Origin of the sequence: Vibrio sp. B1FIG11 (assembly GCF_905175335.1) — a bacterium.
Classification (GTDB): Bacteria; Pseudomonadota; Gammaproteobacteria; order Enterobacterales; family Vibrionaceae; genus Vibrio; species Vibrio campbellii.
The window spans coordinates 2,357,297-2,375,918 of the sequence record NZ_HG992751.1 but is presented as its reverse complement, the minus strand read 5'-3'; the positions used below and the strand labels follow the sequence as shown (position 1 = coordinate 2,375,918).

At 44.2% G+C, this 18,622-nt stretch carries 13 protein-coding genes and 1 pseudogene; 8 read left to right on the top strand and 6 right to left on the bottom strand.

The window, feature by feature from the left end:
* Window positions 1-434: 434 nt before the first annotated feature.
* The 5 genes and pseudogenes from KHO06_RS11025 to KHO06_RS11000 all read right to left on the bottom strand — a co-directional run bounded on the left by KHO06_RS11025 (window position 435) and on the right by KHO06_RS11000 (window position 3,880).
* Window positions 435-722: a hypothetical protein gene (locus KHO06_RS11025; protein WP_005428049.1), complete on the bottom strand. Its 288-nt coding sequence runs from the start codon at window positions 720-722 to the stop codon at window positions 435-437.
* 265 nt (window positions 723-987) lie between these two features.
* Window positions 988-1,173: a hypothetical protein gene (locus KHO06_RS11020; RefSeq protein ID WP_005428035.1), complete on the bottom strand. Its 186-nt coding sequence runs from the start codon at window positions 1,171-1,173 to the stop codon at window positions 988-990.
* 178 nt (window positions 1,174-1,351) lie between these two features.
* Complete coding sequence (locus KHO06_RS11015) at window positions 1,352-2,332, bottom strand: J domain-containing protein (RefSeq protein ID WP_212581582.1); 981 nt, start codon at window positions 2,330-2,332, stop codon at window positions 1,352-1,354.
* 76 nt (window positions 2,333-2,408) lie between these two features.
* Entirely contained in the window at window positions 2,409-3,077 is a 669-nt protein-coding gene (locus KHO06_RS11010; RefSeq protein WP_005428024.1) for an OmpA family protein, read from the bottom strand.
* A gap of 156 nt (window positions 3,078-3,233) precedes the next feature.
* A pseudogene (locus tag KHO06_RS11000) lies at window positions 3,234-3,880 on the bottom strand (DUF3334 family protein).
* Between the two features lie 291 nt (window positions 3,881-4,171).
* Between KHO06_RS11000 and KHO06_RS10995 the strand changes: the two are divergent.
* Both KHO06_RS10995 and KHO06_RS10990 read left to right on the top strand, forming a co-directional pair.
* Window positions 4,172-7,207: an FAD-binding and (Fe-S)-binding domain-containing protein gene (locus tag KHO06_RS10995; RefSeq protein WP_212581581.1), complete on the top strand. Its 3,036-nt coding sequence runs from the start codon at window positions 4,172-4,174 to the stop codon at window positions 7,205-7,207.
* Window positions 7,208-7,299: 92 nt separating this feature from the next.
* Complete coding sequence (locus KHO06_RS10990; RefSeq protein WP_005428055.1) at window positions 7,300-7,761, top strand: isoprenylcysteine carboxylmethyltransferase family protein; 462 nt, start codon at window positions 7,300-7,302, stop codon at window positions 7,759-7,761.
* A gap of 175 nt (window positions 7,762-7,936) precedes the next feature.
* Here KHO06_RS10990 and KHO06_RS10985 read toward each other — a convergent pair whose 3' ends face one another.
* Window positions 7,937-8,662 (bottom strand): DUF3581 domain-containing protein, encoded by a 726-nt coding sequence (locus KHO06_RS10985; RefSeq protein ID WP_212581580.1) that lies wholly within the window; start codon window positions 8,660-8,662, stop codon window positions 7,937-7,939.
* Between the two features lie 923 nt (window positions 8,663-9,585).
* On the opposite strand from KHO06_RS10985, the gene KHO06_RS10980 reads away from it, so the two are divergent.
* The 6 genes from KHO06_RS10980 to KHO06_RS10955 all read left to right on the top strand — a co-directional run bounded on the left by KHO06_RS10980 (window position 9,586) and on the right by KHO06_RS10955 (window position 18,605).
* The gene (locus KHO06_RS10980; protein ID WP_212581579.1) at window positions 9,586-12,228 is read left to right on the top strand and encodes a hypothetical protein; all 2,643 of its coding nucleotides are present in this window, start codon (window positions 9,586-9,588) and stop codon (window positions 12,226-12,228) included.
* Between the two features lie 15 nt (window positions 12,229-12,243).
* A complete protein-coding gene (locus KHO06_RS10975) occupies window positions 12,244-12,993 on the top strand; it encodes an ADP-ribosyltransferase (protein WP_212581578.1) in 750 nt (249 codons plus the stop codon).
* Window positions 12,994-13,007: 14 nt separating this feature from the next.
* Window positions 13,008-13,781, top strand: a complete 774-nt coding sequence (locus KHO06_RS10970; protein ID WP_212581577.1) for an ADP-ribosyltransferase — start codon at window positions 13,008-13,010, stop codon at window positions 13,779-13,781.
* A gap of 114 nt (window positions 13,782-13,895) precedes the next feature.
* A complete protein-coding gene (locus KHO06_RS10965) occupies window positions 13,896-14,636 on the top strand; it encodes an ADP-ribosyltransferase (protein WP_212581576.1) in 741 nt (246 codons plus the stop codon).
* 59 nt (window positions 14,637-14,695) lie between these two features.
* Window positions 14,696-16,984, top strand: coding sequence for a hypothetical protein (locus KHO06_RS10960; protein WP_212581575.1), 2,289 nt, complete (start codon window positions 14,696-14,698; stop codon window positions 16,982-16,984).
* Between the two features lie 4 nt (window positions 16,985-16,988).
* Complete coding sequence (locus tag KHO06_RS10955; protein ID WP_045368742.1) at window positions 16,989-18,605, top strand: M91 family zinc metallopeptidase; 1,617 nt, start codon at window positions 16,989-16,991, stop codon at window positions 18,603-18,605.
* Window positions 18,606-18,622 lie beyond the last annotated feature (17 nt).

The following is an 18,622-nucleotide window of genomic DNA, read 5'->3' as shown; positions in this document are numbered from 1 at the left end:
AGTAGTTTGTTTTTGATTCCTGATCAACCGATTTTTATGAATTGAGTTGAAAAACGTTCTCTTAGTTATCATTTTATTTTTGTTAAGTTATTGAAATTAAATGACTATTTTTAATTTTTGACATATTTGATAAGGGTGGAGAAATGTGAGATGGTCTGCATTTCGGTACAGTATATACAGGTGTTTACTACTGTATATACAGTACTTTCGAGCTCTATATACAGTGGTTTTTCCAGGTTTATACAGTACTTTTTGAGACTCTCTACTGGGTTTTAAGAGTCCTTAAAGTTGTGAGGAAGATAAATATACAGCGGAAGTTTGAAGTGAAGCGGGCAGTAAGATGGCTGCTAACAGGGGACCTAATTCGATAAGTAGATAAAAAGCAGGCTGCGAATTCGCAGCCTGAAAATACAAGGATCGATGTTTAATAATGGTTAGAATTCGGTTTTTGCGCGTGCGACTTCTGTTTCAAACTGGCCAATGTTACCGGCTCTAACGAGCTGTACCATGGATTGAAACATGGCACGAATCTGTTCTATGTTGCCAGGGTTTGCTCGTGTACATAGACTGCCTAAATCGGAGCCTGCGATTCTCAGTAGACGAGCTCTATTAGGCCCTGACACTTTTCGCTTGATTGTGTTCTTCAAAACCATCAACTCACCAGTCGCAACGACTTCAGGCGGCTGGTTGGCAATGATTGCGGCTGCTTCATCTGTATACATGTGGTCACCAATGTTTTGTGTTTGAGCAAAAACTATACTCCAGAACCATCATTGGTTTGACCCGCTGACAGGGAATACCATCGTCTTCACTATGAAATAAGTGACATTGTTTTAGATAGGTTTGTTAATAGACATCGAAACACCGGAGAGTTAGGGAATATGAATACCCTCAAGACAATCTCGGTGAGGCAAGTATTGAAGCGGGATCAAAAAAGCGCCTTGTAAAAAGGCGCCCTTGAAAATCAGTTCCGTTGATTTGTTCTTGTTAACTTGCTCTTTGCGCCATGCGCTCACGCATTTGCAATTCGCCTTGGTTGAATAGGCGAACATCGATTTTGGCGATGTCGTAGCAAGCTTTGCAAGAACTGTGGTACTTACCATCTACGTAATCATGACGAGTTACAAAGCTAGGTTTTTTACACCAGTCACAGGTGCCTTCTTCAGTGAACATTGATTTTCTCCCCACCTATATGAATTTTGAGTCGTTAGGTGTTATTTTTCGCCGAGTATTATGGCATACAAAAGATAGGCAGGTTAAATGTCTGTTAATTTGTTTGAGAGGGAGATCGATTGCGAGCCTTTGTTTTCGAGGGTGAAAAGCTCGCAAGCCTAAGGTGTGCGACGGTGTTTTACTCTTTTGTAACATTTTGTGAAATAGTTTTAAACGCTTGATTTAAACGCTTCATCTCTTCTTCACTTCCCCTAGAATCAGGATGATAGAGTTTTGACAATTGTCTGTAGCGCAACTTTACTGCCTTACTGTCTGGGATGGTTTGCGGAGTATAGCCAAACATGGCACAAGCGATGAGGAGCTTTTGGTTTTCAGGCTGCCCTTTGATCTTCTTAAACTCTTTAAATACTTTTTCCAATTGGCGTTTAAGCTGTTTGTTAGCAAACTGCAGTTCTTTAACTTGTGTCTCTAGTTGCTGAGCCTTAGAGGCTTCGTACGCAGCGCTCACTTTAGCTTTATGACTGTTTCTACGGAACCCAAAGGCACCTCCACCCAGCAGCAAAGCGACAGCCAGTGCACCGGAAGCGTACCAAATGTTGGACTCGTCCGCTTTAGCCTCTTGCTGTATCTCTACTTTTTCTTGTTTCTCTTCATCGGTGGCTTTTTTATCAAGCTCGACAATCTCAGAAACTTGTTTCGCTCTGAGTTGATTGAAGCGCTCTTCTAAAAACTGATTGTAGGCTTGTTCTGCTTGAGGGTTTTTAAGTGCAGACAATTGATACCAAGCTTCCACCAGATCAGAGTTTGAAATGTCAGCTTGATGATGCTGAACAAAATCCGCTAACAGAAAGCCGCGGTCAGTCGGATCATTTAATGCAACCGAGGTAAACCAATAGACTGCCTGAGTGTAGTCGATATTACCGCTTAAGCCGCGTGCGTAATCTTCTGCTAATTGCTTTTGAGCGGGCAAATAACCTTGATGTGCCGATTGCTCTAACCAATAACGGGCATCTGTAGGTGACTCTGGGTTGGGTTTCAGTGCCAGTTGCTGAGCAAGGTCGAATTGGGCTTCCGGTTGTGTTGGGTTTGGGGAAGCAAATGCTGTGTTGCTAAAGCAGGTACTTAAAGCAAAGGTGAGGGCAATGGTTCTGAAAGACATTGGGTATGTCAGGTCTAGCGCACTTCGCTAGACCTGCTCCGGTAATCATTATTATTACCGATATGGTGCAACCAAATTACTTCAGTGGCAAGATCTGGATTTCAACACGACGGTTGCAAGCACGACCTTCAGAAGTTTGGTTTGAGCAAATTGGGTTACGCTCACCGTAGCCACGGGCGATTGCGCGACCTGGTGCAACGTTTTGTGATACTAGGTATTGACGTACTGATTCAGCACGACGCTCTGATAACGTTTGGTTGTAAGAATCGCTACCTGTGCTGTCTGTGTAACCATCGATCACAAGACTTGTGTCTGGGTATTCAACTAGGATTCGAGCCACGCCACGCAGTGTGTTGTGGATGCTTGAATCAAGTTGGTAAGAGCTTGAAGAGAAGCCAATGCCGTTTTCCATGCGAAGAAGCAGTTGGTTTTCGCCAACGCGTTCAACTTGTACGCCAGAGTTTAGTAGGGCACGACGCAGTTCCGCTTCTTGTTGGTCGAAGTAGTAGCCAACACCAGCGCCTGTTGCACCGCCAGCAGCTGCACCAATCAAAGCACCTTTACGGCGTTCTTTTGCGTTATCACCCACAGCTAGGCCAATTGCCGCACCTGCGATCGCACCGATAAGCGCACCTTGCGTGGTTGAGTTAGTTTCGTATTCACCTGTGGTTGCGTTTTGGCGTTGTGTTGCTTGACAGCCAGTAAGAGCCAGCACTAGCGCAAGTGCAATAGACATCTTTTTCAAGGGAAAATCTCCGTATAAGCCGAGGCGCAAGTGCGCCTCATAATGGGATGTGAATTATGGAATAGAAAGTATTGATATTTGTTATGAGAACGTCAGGCAGAGAGAACTTTTGTAAGCTTTTTCTTATAGTTGGCGACGTTGTGACCAGTTCTATTGTTACTTAGAAGAGTCGCCCAACATTTTCCTAGCTTGTTCACCGCCAACACCACGGTTAACGGAGACTTTACGGCCTTTCTTCAAGCCTACTTCATAGTCTGCCGTGATGTTTTTCATCGCTTCTTTGAGCTGCTTCTTGAACGTCTCACGATCGATGTTTTTGAATTCTTTATCAATGTAGTTATTGATTTTGTTTGCTGTTGAGAAAGTCACACGTCGCGCTTGTGGGCGGTCGAGGTTGGTATCGACTTGCAGAATCACTTGCTTGTTCAGTGATAGCATTTTTGGCTGATTCTGAGTGATATTGGTTTGTAGCTCTTTGCGAATCTTGTTGGTGAAGTCACCAACAAGTTGGTTCATCAGCTCACCCAGTACATCGCCCACTTCATCTGAGGTGTGTGAGATTGCCAGTTCTTCTTCTGGCATGCCCATATTGCGCATGTAATTGGTGTAGATCTCAAGCGCGCCTTCGCGGTAAAGTTAATCACAACTAGGCCAGTGAAACCGCCATCAAACAGCACAAAACAACCAAAATCCGGCTTGAGGCTGGTTTTATTGATCTTTTGCACCATTGCAGAGTAATTAATTTGAGAAGAGGTTGCTGAAGTGAGAACGCCAGAAACCGACTGGCAAAGTTTTAGAAGGATATCTTCAGTGGTTACAACTTTATTTTTTTTTCATCCTGAAAGCTCATATTGAAAGGCTATTTCCCTTTCAATGTAAGGCATCAAGCCTTCAAAAATAAAGTATAAGTTTAAATATTGTATTGAGATTCTGATTTGAACGCTTTTTTAAATGTTGTAAAGTGACATAATTCAAAGAAAACAACTTCATTCACGACTTTCCTCCGTAAACGGCTGTTGGAGCGAAAGGCAAGGATGATTAAAAATTAGATAACCCGCAGCTGATTGGATCAGCGCAGTAGGGGCAGGAAGCAAATGTTACCAAGATTACACTCGCAAACGGATGTCGATCCTCTTGTTCTTAGTTTTCTCAAAGAGCTGGAGCATTACGGGTTCACTGGCGATATCGAAAGCCAGTATTCTAGCCGTCTCGCGGTAGCCACTGACAACAGTGTCTACCAACAACTCCCTCAGGCTGTTGTCCATCCCAAAACCACCCAAGATGTTTCCCTCATCGGTAAACTCAGCAATAGAGAAGAATACGAACGCATTACTTTTTCTCCTCGTGGGGGCGGCACTGGCACCAATGGCCAGTCTTTAACGAAAGGTATTGTGGTCGACTTGTCTCGCCACATGAACAAAGTGTTAGAGGTGAATGAAGAAGAGGGCTGGGTTCGTGTTCAAACGGGTGTGGTCAAAGACCAATTGAATGATGCCGTTCGTCCTTATGGGTACTTCTTCTCTCCAGACTTATCGACCAGTAACCGCGCCACGATCGGCGGGATGATCAACACGGATGCGTCCGGTCAAGGTTCGCTTAAATACGGTAAAACGTCCGATCACGTTCTCTCTCTCCAAGCAGTGTTTGCCGATGGTTCTGTTTTGGAATCCGACCTTTCTCATGGCTTGCCGAATGAAGGGGAATTTGCCGATACGGCAATGCGTGTGACGGAGTCGGTATGCCGTGACAAACGCCAGCAAATTAACGATAAGTTTCCTCCGTTAAACCGATTTCTTACGGGCTATGACCTTAAAAATGCGTTTGACGAAGAGAAAGATAGCTTCGATATCACAAGAGTTTTATGTGGTGCGGAAGGCTCATTAGCGTTTATCACGGAAGCGAAGCTCAACCTAACCCGCATTCCTAAAGCGCGAACTCTGGTTAACGTTAAATACAACAGTTTTGATTCTGCATTGCGTAACGCACCATTCATGGTTGAAGCAAAAGCGTTGTCGGTTGAAACCGTAGACTCAAAAGTACTGAACCTCGCGAAACAAGACATCGTTTGGCACACCGTTAGTGACTTGATTACCGACGTACCTGATAAAGAGATGCTTGGCATTAACATGGTCGAGTACGCTGGCCAGGATGAAGAAGAAGTTGCTTCTCAAGTTGCGTTCCTAACGGCCAAGCTTGATAGCATGCTAGAAACAGAAGAAGCGGGCATCATTGGCTACCAAGTGTGCAGTGATGTCGCGAGCATCGGCCGTATCTACAACATGCGTAAAAAAGCTGTGGGTCTATTGGGTGCAGCGAAAGGGCGCGCTAAGCCTGTTGCGTTTGCCGAAGACACCTGTGTTCCACCGGAAAACTTGGCGGACTTTATCGTTGAGTTCCGCGAGTTGCTTGATGCAAAATTACTTAACTACGGCATGTTTGGCCACGTAGACGCAGGTGTGCTCCACGTTCGTCCTGCATTGGATCTGTGCGATCCTCATCAAGAAGCCTTGATGCACGAAATCTCGGATGAAGTGGTTAAGCTGGTGGCAAAATACGGTGGTTTAATGTGGGGTGAGCACGGTAAAGGGTTCCGCTCTGAGTACGGCCCAGAGTTCTTTGGTGAAGAACTTTTTACTGAACTACGTCGCGTCAAAGCCGCTTTCGACCCACACAACAAAATGAACCCAGGTAAGATCTGTACGCCGCTAAATAGCGATGCAGAGCTTGTGAAAGTCACCGACACCAAACGCGGCTACTTCGATCGTCAGATTGACGTACAGGTACGTGATAGCTTCAAGCAAGCGATGGAGTGTAACGGTAACGGCCTGTGTTTTAACTACGACACCAGCTCACCTATGTGCCCTTCAATGAAAGTCACGGCAGACCGCCGTCATTCACCGAAAGGGCGTGCGGGCTTAGTTCGTGAGTGGCTGCGCCAATTGACTGAGCAGGGCATTGATATTCTCGACCTAGAGAAGCAGACGTTGGAAAACAAAACGTCCATCAAAACCATGATCGACCGTGTACGTCATTCTATTAATCGTCGTCACGAGTATGACTTCTCCCATGAAGTGTATGAAGCGATGAATGGCTGTTTAGCGTGTAAAGCGTGTGCGAGCCAGTGTCCTATTAAAGTGGATGTGCCTAGCTTTCGCTCTCGCTTTCTCAATATTTACCACTCACGTTACCAACGTCCGGCAAAAGACTACTTGGTATCAAACATTGAATCCATGTTGCCACTGATGGCCAAAGCGCCAAGTGTGGTAAATGGTGTGCTTAAACAATCTTGGGTGCAGAGTTTAACGGCTTCGACTGTAGGTTATGTTGATGCTCCGTTGTTGTCTGTGCCGACTTTGAAAGAGCGAGTAGAGACGTTAACCACGGCTTATGACTTGCAAGCACTCAGCGGTTTATCTTCTGAAGACAAACAAAAGCATGTGCTGATTGTTCAAGACCCGTTCACCAGTTATTACGACGCCGAGGTGGTGGAAGACTTCATCAAGCTCGTTCAGAAACTCGGCATGAATCCGGTTCTTCTACCGTTTAAGCCAAATGGTAAAGCCCAGCACATCAAAGGTTTCTTACGTCAGTTTAAGAACACCGCGCAAGATACCGCGAAGTTTTTGGAAATGGTCGCGGATTTAGGCATTCCAATGGTGGGCGTCGATCCTGCATTGGTGCTGTGTTACCGCGATGAGTACGCTGAGGTATTAGGTAGCAAGCGCGGCGAGTTCGATGTGCTTACCGCTCATGAGTGGTTGTATCCAAGGCTGAACGAGTTCGATGCTCTTGAATCGAAACAGCAAGCGCCTTGGTATTTGTTCGCCCATTGTACTGAGAAGACCAAAATGCCAAATGCCGAGAAAGAGTGGGGGGCTATTTTCGCTCACTTTGGTGCAGTGTTGAACACCGTGCCTGTTGGCTGTTGTGGCATGGCAGGGACCTTTGGCCATGAGGTAGACAAGCTATCGATGTCGCGTGACATTTATGATCTGAGCTGGAAGCCAAACTTGGACAAGCTCGACAATGAACGCTGCTTGATTACGGGGTATTCCTGCCGAAGCCAAGTCAAACGCTTTGAAGGGGTAAAACCTAAACACCCAGTTCAAGCTTTGCTAACCTTGATATAGTATTTTATAAAAGCCCAGTTTGACTGGGCTTTTTATTATTTAAGAACCGTTATTGACGATGACAACGTTTTATTCTCATAAGGATATGAAGATTGAAAAAGCTTGAGCTGAAAGTCCCACCTGTCGCTTTGTTTCTGTTGATGGTACTCCTGATGTACTGGCTAAAAGACGCCATGCCAGAGATGAAAATTACCGTGCCGTTCGTTGAGTTTGTTACCGCTGGGCTCATTGTGATTGCTGGCTTTATCGGAATCGCAGGTGTTTACGAATTTCGTAAAGCGAAAACAACCGTGAACCCAGTGAAGCCTGAAACCGCTTCGCAGGTGGTGGATACTGGCGTGTTCGCTTACACACGTAACCCAATGTACGTCGCGCTATTGCTTGTCATCATTGCGATTGGACTATGGTGGCAGCACCTCAGTGTTATCTTATGTGGTGCATTGTTTGTTGCTTACATGAATCGCTTTCAAATTAAGCCAGAGGAGCGGGCATTAGAACGACTGTTTGGTGAAGATTATTTGGATTATAAGAACCAAGTACGTCGCTGGATTTGATGACCGTAAAGCCAATCGCTTACAAAAAGAGAGCCATAGATAAAAAAACGCAGATAAAAAACACAGATAAAAAGAAAGCCCAGTGAAGTCACTGGGCTTTCTTATGAATTTTTGAAATTGGTCGGCAGGGCCTTATCTAGTGAAGCTTACTCTGTTGAAGTCTGCTTCCTGAAGACTAGGCTGCCTTAGCGAACTTTGCTAGGAAGGCGTTCTTGCGTTCGTTAAAGCGTTGGACTAAATCGTCTACCGCTTCTTGGTCGTAAGGTTTAAGGCCACTCGCTACCATACGTTTGATGCCTTTGCCTACTACTTCACCATCTTCTTTAAAGGCAAAGTTTAGCGTTACCACACCACGCTTACCTTCAACATCGAATGTTGCACCTGTGAAGTCGACTTCAGGGTGAGTCAGGTCTAGACGGTTGAATTCCACTTCCATGCTTTCGTAAATCACCAATGGACGTTGGCAGTTGATCATCATTTGCTTCTCTTCCATTAGAGGAACCATGATGTGCGGGAAGTTCATGCCAGAGAACTGAACGTAGTTTGTGACTACATGTTCAATGAAGGCTGGATCGTGGTTGGTTTCACCCTCGCGAGACATGTGCAGGTATTCTTTGCCTGCTTCGTCTACAACAGCACTTTCTTTTTCACACTTATTTTCAATGTGAAGTGCCACACCATCGTTCACCATTCCGGAGAAATCGAAGCGCATTTTGTGGCTCACGCCTTCTTTGCTTAGCAAGACGGCAAAAAGCAGATCGCCTGGCACACAAAAGCGTTTGTTGTCTTCATCATGAATAGGGTTGTAATCACCAGCTACGCGCTTTGCAAAGTGACTTGCTTGCTCACGAGTAAACTGAAATTGGTGATTAGTGTCTGAAAAATAAGGTGTTAGAAACATAATTTTTACGTAGTAACCAAAACTGTCAGGGATTATAGGCGAAGACCTCCCTATCAATGGTCCATCCAGTGAAAAGTTCACTGCATCTTAACAATGAAACGATAAAGGTGGCGAATAAAGCCGCAGAACACTCGTTTATTGTTGGTTTGTAAATACCTAGGGAAATGGTCGGTCTGAAAGGTAAACCATAGTTCAAGTGTATCGATTAAGGCTATGTATAGTCGGTGCAATGGCTAATTTCTTTTTGTATTGTGAGATATCGACCATTTACCTTGCTAATTAATGAGTAGTTGAATTATTAAGATGTTATAAAACAAGCTCTTAATGATGAATTTGTTGAATGGTTTACTTCTCGTTTGACTCTGCGATTTGCTCAACCTTCGACCGCTTTACTCAAAAGTATATTATTGATTCTTTTATTTTTAATTATCTCTGGTATCGACCGAAATGAAGATAATTGAAATGAAACAGTAATCTATATTGTTATTATTATCTTTATTGGGAACATTCCCAGTTGTAATTCTCATATGATTTAATGTCTTAATTATCATTATCTTAAGTGGCGAATCACTTACAACAAGTTGAGATAAGGTGCATTGCCGCAACTGGGCTGCTGGTTTAATGTTTTGCGAAATTTTATAAAAACAATAAAAAATAGCGCCCTTGCAACCTTGATAGCCTCTTTCTGACAGACTGTCTTGTACGCAGGAGGTAATAAAACACAACAACAAAAGTTTGGCTGTCTATGAAATCAATGATCCCTCGGCATCATCCAAAGACTTAACCCTAAGTCTCTCTGCTCTCAGCGTTTGCCCACGAGAGCATCTTAATTAAAAACGTTCAATTTCCGGTTGCGAATAAGTAATCGGAGGCTTGTTGCTTCCTGCAAGAAGCAAATAACTTCTCAAACCAAGGATAATTATATGAAGTTACGAAAATTGGTATTGGCGTGTGCCATTGCTTCCCCCTGTGTTAGTGCCTTTGAAGTTTGTAATATTGGTGACGAATACAACGTATTGGATCGTGAGAGCTTCCACGATATACGTAAGTCAAATTACCGAAACTTCAGTGAAGACCTAACGCCAGAAGATTTATTTTTGTCTGCGCCCGAACACCACGCAGACGCTCGACCTTCGCTTGCTGAGGCAGATGAAGTTTTCCCAGAAACTGCATCTCTACTTGAGGTCGGTCCTGCCAATGTTGCCGTTCTAGAATCCGAAGAAGCGGCGAGCCTGCTTGCGACAATCGGACACTCGACGGCAGGCTTTGCCAAGGGCGCGCTTGAAGCGTTAGGGCCAGTCGGCGATACCATTGCGGTGGGGTTGTGGGCAAATGATGTGGCTCAAGCCTTTGAAGATGAGACAAAAACGTCATACGACCGTTTTGCTACGGTGATGAGCCTGATTGATTGGTTTGGCGTTCTAAAGCTACCTGAGCGAGAAATTGATCGTAAGATCCTAACGGCTCGTTGGAATCGAGTTGCCGCGGGCGATCATTATAGCTTTACCGTTCACGACGACATCGTCACTCAACAAGACAAAAAAGATAAGCAGCATTGGGCGGATCTTGCATCCGGTCAACAGCGCATGCTTGAAGCGCTGGCGAAGGGGTATGCCTCTGATGTAGCGCTTAAATATCAGCAGCATTATCAAGAAGCGTTAAAAGCACAAGCCGTGTTAGCAGAGACGTTGATTAACTCTGTCGAGACTGAAGTTCAGAAAGCCATTTTTAATAAGCTCGCGCTAGAAGGTGCGAATGCCAAACTGTTTGCCTCTGATCTTGCTTCAACTTGCCGTACTGAGATTGATGCGTTGCTGGCTTTGTACCCAGAGCAGGAAGAAAACAACAACCGTCCAATGTATGTGCCATCTAAGCGAGAAGCTAATCGAGCACTAGCGCGCTTGCAGCATTGCCAGCAAGACCATCTGGACATGGCAGTGGCGGTGCTTGATGAGCTTAGAAATGGGGAAGTGGAAGGCTTAGATCGTCAATCACTGCATCAACTTTACCGACAAGTTCTCAATTCGAAGATCAAAATCGTCGAGACCGCGAACGCCCAGCTTGATGTGCTTAGAGCCAAGTTAAAAGAAGAAATGTATGCAGAAGGCATGAATGCCATCGATCGTTTGTTTGATTCAGAAGCGGTTGCGAAAGCCCATCGCTATTTTAAAGACCAAGCGGATTATTTAGCGATAGATGAAATGTCTCGCAGTATTTTTGGGCGTCCAGCCACGGCTACTGAACGTCGTCAAAAGTACTTTGTTATTCAAGAAGGGTACGAGAAGTGTACTCGAATTGGGATACTTGGGGGGGACCCGAACTTCAGAGGGTGTACTGAGTACACGTGGATTCCTGCAGAGAAAGAGCATTATGACTCTGCAAAAGATGAAGTAATTTCGCAGATGGTGATGCCAAATCGCGATGCGATCAAGCGTGTCTTTACACAATCTATGGATGAACTGATCAACGAAGGTTGGAGCTCTCAACATGAAGAGGCTTGGCTTGAGCAGCAGATCCTAAGCTTTTCCGACAAGCAACGCATCATCACAACTGCAGAAGCTGATAAAGCACGAGTGATGCGTTGGATGTTTGATTCCAGTGCGGCACTGGAAGCTGAGTGTGGCGGTGGTAATGCTTGTGCCGCTTGGTCTCCTAGCTACCTAGCAAAAGAAAACCTCTCTCGCGAATCGTCATTGCACCACATTGCTGATTGGCATGAAAGGAACAAAGACTCAGGTTATTACGTGCATTCAAAGCGCTTGGCAAAACTGGAAGGTTTTATTAGCTCGGCACTAGAGAGTGAATGGCAAGCAACACATGTAAACGGATTTTATAGTTACCTATATCCGGGAAGCTTTGATCTCGATAAACATGCACCTTTAATTGCGTCAGCACTAAAGGCGTCCAACTTGAATACCAGCAATCTTGCTGCAGCATTACCGCTAGCGAAAAGCGTGGTAAAAAATCGTATTTTAGAAGCGATGAGCGTGGCTGACAGCAATGGTGAGGAATGGCTTGCTGCACAGCTTGGCGACTTCCAGAGATACATTGGTATTATCCATGCGCAGAATATTTCTACAGGCCACTACGCATCAGGAGAAATGGGGACGACCGCACTCCTATCTGAGCCATTACCTGCTCATCTACTGCGCTACATGACGTTGGACGTTTATTACAATATCGACGATAGCGAATCTGCATATTACTACCGAGCGAATAATGGCGAAGACATGAGTTATGACGCGCGTCTACATGCATCTATCGATGATTTGTTTAACGCTAATTCTGAATTAGGTAGAAAGCTCGACCTGCTAGTTCAAGTTAATGACAACTTTACCAACCTACCGGGCAGAACTTGCATGATCATGTACCCGCAACTGAAAGACGCCTTGTTTAAGATCTCCGGTGATGAGTCAATGTATTGGTTAACCCCATTTTCTGATTGGTTTGACAGTGTGACTCGCCAACAGCTAGAGCTGTTTAGTGCGATTCGTTTCGGAGTCATCAAGCAGAATGAGCTAAATATCTCCTGTGATTTAAGCCCAAATAACCCTAGATATTGGTAAAGGGAGGAACAGACTATGTTGAGAATTATTTCACTCTGTTTTCTCTGTTTTAGCTTCGTCGCCCAGGCTGCGCCTTTTGAGGCATTGAAAGCCCCTTTACGTAGCCAAGTACAAGTCGATGAATTAGCCTCACAATTTTCTGATTGGGCGAAAGCTTCCAGTGGTTGGCGCTACAAATTGATGACGGCTAATGAAGCAGAGGCCTTGGAAGATTTTTCCGTTTCTGGCTATCAGCTTGCGAATGATTACTTGAGAGCTGCGGATACCTCTACTTGGGGGAGTGCGGGAAAAAGTGCAAGGAGGTTTATTAAGCAGGTTCGTAGTGCCATGAAAAAGCTGCCTCGTTACAAGGGGGTGACTTACCGCGGCGCATGGGCAAAACAGTCTCTTTTAAACAAACTCCAAGTGGGGGATGTGGTGGTTGAGCCTGCGTTTACATCAAGCAGTACCATTCCTGAAGTTGCGAAGCGTTTCGCTGTTGTAAGGCCGAACTCTCCACAACCTCTACAGCGCGTGTTGTATGAAGTTCAAGTGAAGAGTAATGGTCGCGCGCTTGGCGGTTTGTCCGAATTTGGAGGAGAGGCTGAGGTGTTGTTACCACCTAACACCTACTACAAAGTAACGAACATCGAGTTAAATCGAGGTTCTGCAATGGTGGCGCTAGAGACAGTTTCATCACACGAAGCGGTAGAGGGCGTGACATACAACCTATATTCGGGTGAAGAGATAAGCCAATCTTACTGGTGTTCTCTAGTTTGCGGTTAAGCAGGGAGCGAAATATGTACAAGAGACTATTGGCTACACTTTTAACGATTGTTGCTCAGAGTGCTGCATTGGCAGAAGACTTTGCCGAGTTTAAAGGGCGAGGCCTATCGCCTATGCAGCAAGAGCAGATGGCCGATGACCTGATGGATTGGTCAATTGTTCATCACGCAAAAGCAGAAAGAAAGATGATCCCAGAGGAATACTCGGCAATCAAACGTTATGGCCGCACTGATCATGATGTTGTTAATGAGTACATGCGAGCGGGTGAACCCAAAGAATTTTTGATGCCAGGGTATGCGGAAGCTCTAAAAGTACGGGTTTCTCATATGCGTAGCGTAATGAATAAATTGCCCAACTTTAAAGGGACGGTCTATCGAGGCTCATCAATTAAGAACAGTCTTTTAGAAAAGCTGAATATTGGTGATATCTTGCATGAAAAGGCCTTCTTATCGACATCAACCATTCCAAGCGTAGCGAGAAACTTCTCTGCTGCGGGAGCTTATCAGAACGTTTCTGCTGCTCAATTCAAAATTGATTTGAAGTCATCAGGGCGAGCAATCAATGCTTATACATTCAAAGCATACGAAGCTGAAATCTTAGCGAAGCCTAACACTTATTTTCGTGTTGAAGCGATTGAGAGAATTTCAGCGAAAAAGAACTACATAAAATTGAGGGAGATAAAAAATCCTTCTAAATATCTAAAGGCTGAACCAGATATACATATTTACGATAGCTTTAGTGGAGATGAAGTGTCACTTCGAACCCGCTCAGCATTGTATTGTCTTTGATAGCCATTACCTCTCATGAAACCTTCATGAGAGGTATTATTTAGAAAATAATTGGTCGACGCTCTCCCTGTTATATTTTGGGAGGCGATTTTTTACGTCTATTGGTAAATAAAAATGAAATCTAGAAAATTATTATTCGGCTTATTAATTCAAGTTTTTTTGTGTTCTCACTCAATGGCAGGCTTGAAGTACAATGATAAATATTACAGTAGTTCAGACATAGAAGAGATCATGGAAATTATGTCTGAGCCTGGCATTGATGATTATGGAGAATTTAACAGACTAAGAGAAGAATTATACGAACAAGCTGATGTTCAGAAAGGCCTTCTTTCAGAAGAGCAAGCCGCAGCACTGGCCGAGTATCAAGATTATGCTTTTGCATCGACTCGAGAAAGTTTTATCTCAGGCGTTTTTGATGATGAAACACTGAATATCATTGACCATATAGATTCAGCTTTTGAGAGCGGCGCCAAATATCAAGGTGTTACCTTTAGAGGCGAACGTGAACTGGGGGCTTATATGTCAGATATACAAGTTGGGGATATTGTAAGTCCTAGCGCTTATGTTTCAACCTCCATATCAAAAGATGCTGCCTATAACTTTCATTCTGGTCAGCTTGCAAGGTTTGAACTTCAACAGGGTAAAAGCGGTATTGTCATACCAAGTGTCATTGATGGTGAGTTGGAGGTTCTTATTAATAGAAACTCTTACTTCGAAGTGACAGCTATTAAAACGAGTTATATGGGTACTCACGTTGTTTACCGAGAAATTGATCCTAATTCAGTAGGTAATAAGAAAATAAAAGATATGCATAGCGGCGAAGAAATCACAGCCGCTGAAGCGTGCGCTTTTTAAAGTCATCTTTATAAACTTTCTTTTTTTACTCTTTTAACAATATAAAGAACATATAACTCATGAATTCAAAATTAATATCCAGTTTCGTTGCTTTGGCTGCATTCAGTCCAGCTACCTATTCATTGTGTTTTATTGATGGTGTGTCTGATACGCAAAGCTTAAATAGCTTCGATAGCCAGCGCTTAGAAGGGCAGCTCCACCAACAGTTTTTCTCAGAACCTCAGTTTGGTTCTACATTCGGTGAGTTGGAACACTCTTCACAGCAACAGTTATTTTCTGAGGCATGGCCTTCAACAGAAGAGGCGTTAAACAGCGTACCAGTAGCGTCTGAAAGTGCATTAAGTGCTCCTGCGATATTGAATCGCCTAGGTCAAGCTGGAAGTTCAACACTCGAAGTACTTGGCCCGGTTGGAGATGCTTTTGCTGTGGGTGTTTGGGCAGAAAACATGGCGTCTACCTTTTCCAAAGAGTCGTCGACGCGTTTAGATAAAACCGCCTCTGTTTTCTCGATTGTTCCATTGGTTGGTGATGAGCTAAACATGCTATCCAATGATATTAAATACTTTGCAGCGAAAGAGAAGATTGAGGAGTTTGAATCTCAAACTCACTATGTTTTTAATGATCATCACCCTGATTTCAATCGATTCCATCATAAAAAAGAAGATGCAATTAAGCTGATTAATCAATACGACAACCATGTTAAAGCTTCGATTGAAATGTACATCGATCAACTATTGCTTGCTGCGGATACGGAATATCGTCGTATTGCAGCGGGTTATGATCGTCAGCTTGTGAGGCAAATGACGAGGATGGATCTGGAATACATCAAGGTTTATGGTCATATCTCAGAACAATCAAATCTCAATCAACCTCTGTGTTCTGAAGCGGGGGACAATCCGACTCATTTGATGAATTGTGTCAAATCACAGGGACAGGCGAGAATTGAGTTGATTGCACAGCAGCTGTCATCGTCAGAATTAAATCAACTTCGTTTAAAACTACACGAAGCGAAGCGCTCGCTTGTACAGACCGCGATGGATAACTTGGAGGAGCATAAAGAAACACTGCGTAATGATGTAATTGCTCGTGCAAAGCATCATATTCCACAAGTCTACCAATACACGAGACTTAATCGACATTTATTGGAAGAGAGGGCGCGAAAGAGTGGGTTGCGTGAATATGCGAAAGCAAATTGGAATGTGGATTATTTGTCAGAAGAGCAAATAAACACCGCGACATTTGAAGTGAGTCCTGCTAGAGAGTGTTGGGGAATACCTTCCGTTTATCCCGGCGGTATTCAAGCATCGCTCGATGCATGTAAAGATACTGGACCACTCTATGACACCTATCATATATCGAAAGATCAAGAGCTCGTGGATGTGATTAGAAAATCGCTGGACTTCGATGTGGAATCCTATGTGGAAACGAAGGTGAACGATGGCTGGGAGTCAGGGCTATTACGCACCAAACTGGGTGAGGCAGCGTATGCGTATGTATTTGGTCAACTCTCGAATCGAATGTTTGAAACCTTAGTAACACAATTATCTACCATCCAAGTACTGCCTTATCAGACGACCCTAACTGAGTATTTAAATAGTCAGGGACTGGATGCCAACGACCCTGAACAGAGAAAAGACTGGTATCAGCTGAGCCGTTGGTACGAATTGCTTTTGACTGAAAGGCCATCAGGAGGTGCTCTAAGTATAATCACACAATATGAAGCGTTCAGAGCTTTGATCAAGCCTGTTTTCGAAGAAACGATCACTATGGCTTACATTCGCGATATTTATTACTCGATTCCTTATCCAAGTGTCTATTCAGCGAAAAACCTTCAATTTTATTCTCCGATTATGGCGAAGACTTTTGACAAAGTCGTAGTGGGTCCAGACGAGAATGCAGTGTTGAGAAGTTTAAACTCTGCGGTGACAGAAATAATGCAAAAAGTAAGTGAAGCTAACACGGCCAATGAGTTGCATTATTTACTTGGAGATCTGGCTTTGTATGCACAAATTGCCCAACACCAACAATCTGAAACGCATGTGTTGACGGCGGCTGGTAATGCTCCCCAACTGTTTAACAGCTCATTATCCGCAGTGAATAGACAATACCTAAATGAAGCACATTTGTATGCTCTTTCTCAGCAGGTAATGGCGTCAGAGCAGCATGCTTTGTGGCAGATGTTATCGAATGTCGGTAGCCAATTATCTCAAGGTGAATTGGATTTGGCGATCACACAACTGGGTGATGTGATTCGGAATAACGATATGACGATGCTTCCCCAAATTCATGAAGTTCTTATTCAAGAATTAGAAGAACTGATCGAACTACAGATTAAGATTGAGGGCTAATGGGATGAAAATATTAGCAAAAATGGTTTCTATTGTTTTTACATTCTCAACATTGGTTGGAAGTGCTCTTGCTGGTGGTGGCGCAGAAATGGGTGAGTTTTATGCTGCCCCTGATGGTGTGAAGGTTATTTACGGCTACAACTCTTCGCAGTACGGGAATCTTTATCGAGTATCGACTAACTTGTATGTTCAAACAAAAGATGACGCTTATCTTGCGGATATTAAACTCCTTATCCAAAGGCTGAAAATGTCACCGACCGGTCGGGAAGTGTTGCGTCAAATCGCAGCTTATACGCCAGTCAATGCTCCCGACGATACGGTAGAACCTCTTATTGAGCATCTTCAAGGTGTTGATACGACCAAGGTGAATGTGGTTACCGTAATTCGAGAACCTGAGGGGGCTGGTCGCTTGTTCGAGACAGTGCCTTCCACCTTCGCTGAAAGACAAAAATCAGAGCTTGTTTACCTACGACAGTTTGATGGGAAAGGTGTGTCAAACACGGTGTTCTTTTCTACAAAAGAAGTGGTCAATATTCCGGGAACGGATAAGCCTTTTGATCAAGCGGTCGCGTTGGGGCATGAGTTAATTCATGCTCGTGATTACGCTTCGGGCGCGATGCCTCGCGGGAGTGTGATACTCAAACATCGTCACCCAGAAACTGGACAAGTCACGGAGTATTCGATCGATAAGGCTGAATACCAAACGACGGGAATTTCCCATTACAATAATGCAGAAAATGGCAGAGATGCAGAGACTGCGATAGATGAAATTCGTAATGACGTTATTATGAGGCGGGAAGAGATGTACTTCCGTTGGAAATCTAGCGGGCAGAATAAACCGAAAGCTTATCTGAAAAACGAAAAGGTGGTGAGCGAGTTTCATTTGGCTGACGACCTTGGTGCATATAAGAGAAATACTTACTGGCCTGCAGGGCACTACCAATATCATCCTTACACGGTTGAGGTAAGGCCCGCTGCTGCTGGCTCTCTTTCACCTAAGTGGGATACATTGGAAGGAAAGCAAGCTCATACCGAAGTGCGTCGAGCGCTGAATCAGTCTTTGAGTGAAGGCAAAGAGACGGCGATTGTGCTTGTCGATGCGACGGAGCAACGTTTGTCGCAAAGCCTGCAAAATTCTCCAGCCTTAACGAGGCGTGGCCTAGGCAACCAAAGCGCGATCTTAAACTATGCGGCTAAAAATAATATCAAAGTGGTTAATGCTTATAGCTCTGAAAATGAAACGCCCCTATCGAGTTTGAAGAAGAGAAAACGCAGCCGATTGTACCGCGCAATCTCTGGGCAGTCCGAAAGGTCAAATGGATACAAAGATGTCCAGTTTAGTGTGGATAATCAATCATTGCTTTCACAAGAACTTGAAGGTCAAGATACCGTGCTGGTGATGGCGTATTCTGATGGCCAAATGACAACAAACATTGTGGATAGCTTATCAGACGATCTCAATAGACAAGTGCTGGTGTCACGACATTCAAACCTAGATTACCAGCCTTCAAATCTGAATGCGGAAGAGAGTACTGCTTGGTTGAATATTCGAGAAAAACAGAATGTGAAAATGCTCGGTTCTGGCAGTCGTAGCCGTTTCAACATTTGCAGTATTCAGTAATCCGCTTGTGATCGTGT